Genomic DNA, 6789 nt, shown 5'->3' with positions numbered 1-6789 from the left:
ACAGCCGGCACGTCGCGACTGTTCACCAACTCCCGCAACTCAGCGGTCTGTTCCACAGAGAGCTCCATGCCAGAACCAACGAGCCCCATCGATCAAAGTAACGACTGCAGGATCACGAGACACTAGGAGATGCGAGTTATGGCGATGTCGCAACCACCGGCGAAGCTGTACCGCGGCCGGGTGGCTGACCAGATCGTGGAGGATCTGCGCAGCCAGATTCTCAGCGGCGCACTGCCGGACGGCGCCCGGCTGCCGTCCGAGCGCGAACTGGCGGCCAACTACGACGTCAGCAGCCCGACCGTCCGTGAGGCTGTCCGGGTGCTGACCGCCATGGGACTGCTCAGCACCCGGAACGGCAGCCGAACCATCGTCACCGCAGATGGCGACACCCTGCTCGCGCTGTCCATCGCCTCAGTCGTCCAGTTCGAGAAGATCAGCGCCATGGACGTCCTGGGCCTGCTGGGAGCTCTCAACGCCTACGCGGTCGAGCTGGCCGTGGAGCGGGCATCCGACGAGGACATCGCCGCACTGCGGAGTGCGGCCGAGCAGGCGGCGGAGATCGTCGATGTGGAGTCGGCCGCAGCGGCACTCAAGCACTACTTCGTGACCCTCTCCGCGATCTCGCACAACCCGCTGCTCGCCGCACTCTGCCGATTCATCACGGAGATCCAGATCGGGCTCGCCGTCGAACTCTCCGGTGGCAGCACCGAGGACTGGCAGCGGGTGGCGGGATTCCTGCACAAGACCCGGATGGACATCGTGGAGGCCATCGCGCAGCGGGATTCCGCCCTGGCCGTCGAGCTCATCCGCGACTATCACCAGAAGGTCATCAAACGAACCCAGTCCTCGGCCCGCGCCAAGGAAATCAAGGAGACCGACCCCGGGCTCACCGCCCTCCTGTCCACCTGGCTGAGGGCGAACGTGGGTCTGGGCAGCGCGCTCGACAGGAGACGCTGAGGAGACACGTCCGCCGCCTGTCACTGAGGAGGACGCCCCGCCAGTCCGGACCGGCGGGGCGTCCTCATCGGTGCGGAGCGCTAGGACTCCGCGGGCAGCGCGTCGCCGACCGCGGGAGGCGCGGACACGGCCGCCTTCCGGTTCCGGAGTTCGCGGAAGGTGGTCCACAGGACGGCCAGCAGGGCCAGCGTCATCAGGACGGCATAGATCATCAGTTCCGCCGTCGAGTAGCTCGACGCGGCCGACGCCACGCGGCCGCCCAATCCCCCCGCATGGTTCGTCGCGCCCCCGGAGCCGCCGGGGGCGGTGTGGCCCATCCCGCCGCCCCCGCCGCCGCCCCCTCCTCCGAACCCTCCGCCCGCGCCGCCCGGCTGCCCACCGGGGCGGGAACCCCCCGCGGCACCGGACCCGCCGCCGCGGGGGAACCCGCCACCGGCACCCGGGCCACCGCCCCCGGCGAACGCGCCGCCCGACCCCATGTCGCCCTGCGTCGACAGGTATTGCCAGTACGCGCCGAAGGACGCCGTCTGCACCAGCAACGGCACGTACCACAGCCGGCGAGGCAGGTGGAACGCCGCCAGGACGCTGAACACCTCCGCGAGGTAGAAGTAGCGCTCGTGCATCGCCGGCAGCAGATACGGCACGACGATGACCGAGGCGGCCGCGAACAGCACCAGCCGGTTCTGGGTCAGTTCGGGACGTCGCCAGCTGATCCGCAGCGGCTTCTGCCCGGTGCGCCGCAGTACGACCCACGCCGTCAGCGCGAGCAGCACCAGGGCCGTGAGCACGATACCCGCTTTCCGCAGGGTGCCGGAGCCGTCGGTTGCCGTGACGAACTGGTAGATATTGGGCGCGCCGAGGGTGAGGGACTGGTAGGAGTCCGTCTGCCGGGCGTAGATCGTCAGCAGGTCACCGGGCGAGGCGCCGACCAGGAGCGCGGGAATGTCGAGGGCCAGGTACACCGCCGGTATGGCCAGCAGGGACCGCCACGGCAGCCACCGGCAGAGGGCCAGGACGAGCAGCAACGGGAAGATGAAGATGGCCTGGAGCTTGACGGACACGGCGAGCCCGAAGAACACACAGGCCCACCACGGGCGTCGGCGCACGACGAAGTAGAACCCGCCCACCGCCAGAGAGGAGTAGACCGAGTCGGCCTGTGCCCACCATCCGCTGTTGGTGGCCACGGTCGGCAGGAACAGCACGACAGCCGCGGCCGCGATCGGCTGCCAGGAATGCCTCCCGTAGCGCTCGGCCACGATGCGGTGGACGAAGAACGCCAGCAGCAGGTCGAATGCGATCGAGATCGCCTTGACCCCTACAAGCGCCGGGACCGGCAGGTAGGTCAGTATCGCCAGCAGATAGAGGTAGGGGACGTTGTAGTCGGCGAAGCTGGTGTTCTTGAGGGCGCGGAACCCGCCGTTGGTGTCGATGTACGTGTACCAGCGGTGCACGAAAAAGTTGTAATCTCCCGACTGGTACCGGTACATCGCGGCGCGCGCGGCTAATGCGACGATCACGATCGCCGCGGTGAGGGCGATCCTGCCGCCCCTCTTCTCAAGGAGGCCGGTCCGCGCATTTTTCAACGCATTACGGACCATATCCCCTCGCTGGGTCGCAGTGGAGGCGTCGAGCATGTGGGGGGAGTGCCTTTCGCGGGGGTTTTCAAGGCGGTATATTCGGATAACGGGAATTTAGCGACCGAATATATGAGCAGCCTGAGAGTCAGGTAAAGGCTGTGTACCCCGCGAGGGCAAAAGCCCCGTGAGTTGCTTATCGCGGCCGGTGGCGGATCTCAAGCATCACGCACCCCGTGCTCGTACGGTAGGGGCCGTGCGGCATGCCCGGCGGCCGGGACGCGTAGTGGCCGGCGGTGAACGTCCTGCCCAACGTGAGATCCTCCAACTCGCCTTCGAGCAGGTAGACCTCTTCGTAGTACGCGTGCCGGATCACCCCGGCGGCGGAAGTGTCGAGCCCAGGCGCCCAGCGGGCCAGCCGGGTGAGTTCTGCCCCGTCGCCGGAGGGCGTCGAGCTGAGGACGCGTTCCGACACCCCGGGCGCTCCCTCGGCGTCCGTCCAGGGCAGTTCGTCCGCGTCGAAGAACTCGTGCTCGTCCTTCAGCTCAGGCTGCACGTCGGATTCCATTTCGCCCATTCCGCACTTCCTTCCGTAATCCGCGGCCCATTCCGGGCTCCTCAGCCCGTCAGCCCCTCGGTGATCGTCGTGAGCGCCCGCCAGGTGTCCTCGGGCAGGTCCGTCGTGGCCCAGGCCGCGGCGGATTCCGCCTGGGCGGGGGAGCGGACGCCGGCGACGACGGAGGCCACGGCCGGGTGGCGCAGCGGGAACCGCGTCGCGGCGTGCGGGAGGGTGACTCCTTGCAGCTCGCAGGCCCGGGCGAGGGCTCGGGCATGCCGGAGGACCGGCGCGGGCGCCGGGCCGTAGTCGAAGTAGGCGTCGTCGGGCGGCCACGGCCGGGCGAGCAGGCCCGAGTTGAACGGCGCGGCGGCGACCACCGACACGCCCCGCTCGGCGCACGCGTCGAGCAGCGGCCCGGCGGTGCGGTCGACCAGCGTCCAGCGCCCGGCCACCATGACGGCGTCCACGTCCGCCTCGGTCACGATCCGCAGCAGCGGTGCGACGGAGTTCATGCCCGCCCCGATCGCGCCGACGACGCCTTGGTCGCGCAGTTCCGCCAGGGCCGGGAGCGCCTCGCCGAGCGCGGCATCCAGGTGGTCGTCCGGGTCGTGGACGTAGACGATGTCGATGCGATCCAGTCCGAGCCGTCGCAGGCTGGCCTCCAGACTGCGACGGACACCGTCCCCGGAGTAGTCCGGCCGCCGGACCAGCGTGTCGGGGACGGCGAAGCCCCCGGCGGCCAGGTCCGATCCGGTGGGCGCGGGATTGGGCTCCAGCAGCCGGCCCACCTTGGTCGACACAGTGAACTCCGTGCGCGGACGGCCGACGAGCGCCGCGCCGAGCCGTCGCTCGGACAGGCCGAGGCCGTAGTGCGGCGCGGTGTCGAAGTACCGCACACCGCCGTCCCAGGCGGCGTCGATCGTGGCACGGGCCTCGTCGTCGCCGAGCGGGCTGTAGAGGTTGCCGATCGGCGCCGCGCCGAAGCCGAGGGCGCTCACTTGAACCGAGGTGCGGCCGAGCCGACGGGCGATCATGCGGTGATCCCGTACCAGTCGGCCGCGGTGGCGCCGAATACCGCGGCCCGCTCCGGCGGGCTCAGCGCCGCGGTGAGCTCCTCGGCGACGCCGATCACCTCGTCGTAGCCCGCCGCGAGCAGGCAGACCGGCCAGTCCGACCCGAACATCAGGCGGTCGGGACCCAGCGTCTCCAGCAACACGTCGGAGTACGGGCGCAGCGCCGCCGCGCTCCACGGCGCGGTCCTGGTCACCAGGCCGGAGAGTTTCACCGCGGCGTTGGGGCACGCGGCGAGCGCGGTCAGCCGGGCGGTCCACGGCGGGAGTTCGCTGGGCAGGATCTCGGGGTTGCCCGCGTGGTCCAGGACGAACCGCACATCGGGCAGGTCCTCGACGGTCCGCACGGCGGCGGCCAACTGGTCGGGGCGGACCAGCAGCTCGTAGACGAGTCCCGCCGCGCCGACCGCCGCGATGCCCCGGCGGACCTCCGGGCGCAGCAGCCAGTCCGGATCGGCCTCGTCCTGCACGCCGTGCCGGACGCCGACGAGCGCTTCGCCGCCGGGCAGTTCGCGCAGCCGGGCGAGCCGGTCGCCCACATCCGGGGCGGTCAACTCGACCCAGCCGACGACGGCGGCCACCTGGGGGTCCGCCGCCGCCAGCCGGAGCAGCTCCGGCGTCTCCGGCTCGACCGGGAGCGTCTGGACCACGACTGTGGCGTCGATCCGGTGCGCACGCAGGGCGGGACGCAGCTCGTCGACGGTGAAGGTCCTTCGCAGCAGCGGGATGTCCGTGGTCCACGGCTGCTCCCGCGCAGCGAGGTCCCAGACGTGGTGGTGGGCGTCGATGCGCACGGCTCCGCCTTTCGGTCGGGGTGGTGTAGGAGGCTGGGTGTGGCCGATCGAGGTGCGACCGGGCTTCAGTCCAGGTGGAAGATTTCTTCTGCGGGCGCCCACCACTCCCCGTCGGCGGCGCTGTCCAACGGCTGCTGGCAGGGGTCGGTCCGCGTCCACCACTCCCGTGTGACGGGGTCGGCGGCGATGGGCGCGGTGTCGGCGGCATAGTCGTCGCCGGTGTACTCCAGATAGCTGAAGAGCAGGCCGTCGCGTAGATAGATCGAGTAGTTGCCGATGTTGGCCCGCTTCAGCGCGGCGAGCACGCCGGGCCAAGCCGCGGCGTGCAGGGCGCGGTACTCGGCTTCCTTCTCCGGGAGCAGTCGGATGACCGCGGCGAATCGCTGCATCCCCCTCAGTCCTTCGCCCGCAGGCGCAGTCCCTGCATGCCACCGTCGACAGCCAGCGCGGCGCCGGTGGTCGAGGCGGCTGACGGAGAGGCGAGGTAGCCGACGGCGGCGGCGACCTCCTCGGCCGTCACCAGGCGGCCGTGCGGCTGGCGGGCCGCGAGGGCCGCGCGTTCCGCCGCCGGATCGGGCGCCCGGTCCATGAGCCGTCCCACCCACGGGGTGTCGGCGGTGCCGGGGTTGACGGCGTTGACCCTGATCCCCTCGGGGAGCAGATCGGCCGCCATCGCCTGGGTCAGCGAGAGCACCGCGCCCTTGCTGGCCGAATACAGCGCCCGCTGCGGCAGTCCGGCGGTGGCGGCGATGGAGCAGACGTTGACGATCGCCGCGTGCGCGGAGCTGCGGAGCGCGGGCAGCGCGGCGCGGGTGACTCGCACCAGGCCCAGGACGTTCACCTCCAGCACGCGGCGCCACTCGTCGTCGGAGTTGTCCTCGACACCGCCTTGGGCGCCGATTCCCGCGTTGTTGACCAGCACGTCCAGGCCGCCGAGGGCAGAGACGGCGGTGGCAACCGCCGCCCTGACCGAGACGTCGTCCGAGATGTCCGCCCGGACGTAGGCCATGCCGTCCGGGCCACTGCCGGCCAGGTCGAGCACGGCGACCCGCGCCCCCTCGGCCGAGAGCAGGCGGGCGGTGGCCAGGCCGATCCCGGACGCGCCGCCGGTGACCAGCGCGGCGAGGCCGTCGAACGCGCCCATCTCAGGCCTGCCCGATCGTCTGCCGCTGCCGGCCGAGGCCGTTGATCTCGAGTTCCACAGCGTCTCCCGCTTGTAGGTAAGGCTGTCCGGACAGACCCAGGGTGACCCCGGCCGGTGTTCTGTGCTGATCACGTCGCCAGGGCGCAGCACCATTAACCGGCTGAGGTACCGGACCAGATGGTGCGGCTGTCCGTTCGCCCGCGGCCGCTGCTTCGGCGGCCAGCGGTTGTTCGGCTCGGGCTGTGCCGTGGTGGGCCAATCTCATCACGGTGTCTCCCGCAGTGTCCGGCCGGGTGTGCTCGGGGACGGCCGTCCGCTTCAGAAGCATCTGCTCAATCTGGCTGGAAGGACCATATGTATCGGGGGGTCGCTGTGCAATGCCCGGTCCTGCGATGGGGTCTTTTGTCCGCTTGTTTCCACAGACTTACCCGCTTGGCTGACGGAGTTCGGTACAACTCTTCCCTTTCGGCCACCCCGATGTCATAGTGACCGCGCAAATAGATCTGATTCATGCGAGCAGGGAGGAGGTTGCCTGGTGCCAGGCACAGCCAACGCCGGTTCCGGGGGGCCGGACGATGCGTCGGACCGTTACCGTCCGGGGTACGAACTGGTCGCGGAGCGGCTGTTGAACTACATCGCCGAGCAGAATCTGCTCCCTGGCGACCGGCTGCCGACTGAGCAGGGGCTCGCG

The 6789-nt window shown here is 70.3% G+C and carries 7 protein-coding genes and 2 pseudogenes; 2 read left to right on the top strand and 7 right to left on the bottom strand.

What is annotated here, in order from left to right:
• The first annotated feature begins 138 nt into the window (after positions 1–138).
• On the top strand, positions 139–957 hold the full coding sequence (locus FCI23_RS53210) for a FadR/GntR family transcriptional regulator (protein WP_169317443.1): 819 nt from the start codon (positions 139–141) through the stop codon (positions 955–957).
• Positions 958–1037: 80 nt separating this feature from the next.
• Here FCI23_RS53210 and FCI23_RS59000 read toward each other — a convergent pair whose 3' ends face one another.
• The 7 genes and pseudogenes from FCI23_RS59000 to FCI23_RS62000 form a co-directional block, all read right to left on the bottom strand.
• The gene (locus FCI23_RS59000) at positions 1038–2540 is read right to left on the bottom strand and encodes a glycosyltransferase 87 family protein (RefSeq protein ID WP_211265878.1); all 1503 of its coding nucleotides are present in this window, start codon (positions 2538–2540) and stop codon (positions 1038–1040) included.
• Positions 2541–2727: 187 nt separating this feature from the next.
• On the bottom strand, positions 2728–3108 hold the full coding sequence (locus FCI23_RS53200) for a cupin domain-containing protein (protein ID WP_246144894.1): 381 nt from the start codon (positions 3106–3108) through the stop codon (positions 2728–2730).
• 41 nt (positions 3109–3149) lie between these two features.
• Positions 3150–4124: an aldo/keto reductase gene (locus tag FCI23_RS53195; RefSeq protein ID WP_136731292.1), complete on the bottom strand. Its 975-nt coding sequence runs from the start codon at positions 4122–4124 to the stop codon at positions 3150–3152.
• Positions 4121–4954 carry an amidohydrolase family protein gene (locus FCI23_RS53190; protein ID WP_136731289.1) on the bottom strand — a complete coding sequence of 278 codons (834 nt, stop codon included), beginning with the start codon at positions 4952–4954 and terminating at the stop codon, positions 4121–4123. Before FCI23_RS53190 ends, FCI23_RS53195 begins: the two co-directional genes overlap by 4 nt.
• Before the next feature lie 65 nt (positions 4955–5019).
• Entirely contained in the window at positions 5020–5343 is a 324-nt protein-coding gene (locus FCI23_RS53185; RefSeq protein ID WP_136731287.1) for an L-rhamnose mutarotase, read from the bottom strand.
• Positions 5344–5348: 5 nt separating this feature from the next.
• Positions 5349–6098 (bottom strand): SDR family NAD(P)-dependent oxidoreductase, encoded by a 750-nt coding sequence (locus FCI23_RS53180; RefSeq protein ID WP_136731284.1) that lies wholly within the window; start codon positions 6096–6098, stop codon positions 5349–5351.
• 1 nt (position 6099) lies between these two features.
• Positions 6100–6281: pseudogene (locus tag FCI23_RS62000) on the bottom strand (fumarylacetoacetate hydrolase family protein); the annotation flags it as partial.
• A gap of 352 nt (positions 6282–6633) precedes the next feature.
• Between FCI23_RS62000 and FCI23_RS61995 the strand changes: the two are divergent.
• Positions 6634–6789 (top strand): annotated as a pseudogene (locus FCI23_RS61995) (GntR family transcriptional regulator); the annotation flags it as partial.

This window comes from Actinacidiphila oryziradicis (genome assembly GCF_005047355.1).
Taxonomy (GTDB): domain Bacteria; phylum Actinomycetota; class Actinomycetes; order Streptomycetales; family Streptomycetaceae; genus Actinacidiphila; species Actinacidiphila oryziradicis.
Note: the sequence above shows the minus strand (reverse complement) of the source record. Positions and strands in the feature narration are given on the sequence as shown.

What these genes read in the sequence shown, in the direction of transcription:
- FCI23_RS53210 (WP_169317443.1), top strand. Translation starts at nt 139, where the DNA reads ATGGCGATGTCGCAACCACCGGCGAAGCTGTACCGCGGCCGGGTGGCT.
- FCI23_RS53200 (WP_246144894.1), bottom strand. Translation starts at nt 3,108, where the DNA reads ATGGGCGAAATGGAATCCGACGTGCAGCCTGAGCTGAAGGACGAGCAC.
- FCI23_RS53195 (WP_136731292.1), bottom strand. Translation starts at nt 4,124, where the DNA reads ATGATCGCCCGTCGGCTCGGCCGCACCTCGGTTCAAGTGAGCGCCCTC.
- FCI23_RS53185 (WP_136731287.1), bottom strand. Translation starts at nt 5,343, where the DNA reads ATGCAGCGATTCGCCGCGGTCATCCGACTGCTCCCGGAGAAGGAAGCC.
- FCI23_RS53180 (WP_136731284.1), bottom strand. Translation starts at nt 6,098, where the DNA reads ATGGGCGCGTTCGACGGCCTCGCCGCGCTGGTCACCGGCGGCGCGTCC.